This window comes from Bradyrhizobium sp. TM233 (assembly GCF_036247965.1).
GTDB lineage: Bacteria > Pseudomonadota > Alphaproteobacteria > Rhizobiales > Xanthobacteraceae > Bradyrhizobium > Bradyrhizobium ottawaense.
The window spans coordinates 1-310 of sequence record NZ_BTIG01000137.1 but is presented as its reverse complement, the minus strand read 5'-3'; the positions used below and the strand labels follow the sequence as shown (position 1 = coordinate 310).

1 pseudogene is annotated in these 310 nt (G+C 65.5%); it reads right to left on the bottom strand.

The window, feature by feature from the left end:
• Window positions 1–310: pseudogene (locus AABA86_RS34025) on the bottom strand (xanthine dehydrogenase family protein molybdopterin-binding subunit); the annotation flags it as partial.

The window sequence follows — 310 nt, the reverse complement described above, 5'->3', positions numbered from 1 at the left end:
CCGCGACGCCGCCGAGCGGCTGGAACTTTGACGGCCAAGGCCAGCCTTGAACCTTCATCACCTTCTCGACGCCGGGGACCTTCAGTGCCGCATCGGGATCGAACGAGACCAGCTTGCCGCCTGTGACCGGCGGGCGCGCGATCACGGCGTATTTCATCCCCGGCAGCCGCACATCGGCGCCGTAACGCGCCTTGCCGGTGGTGATGTCGTGGAGATCCACGATGCCGACCTGGCCCTTGGTGAGATAGCGGAAGTCCTTGGGGTCCTTCAGCTTGAGGCCTTCGATGGCAGGCACCGATTCCTTGGCGGC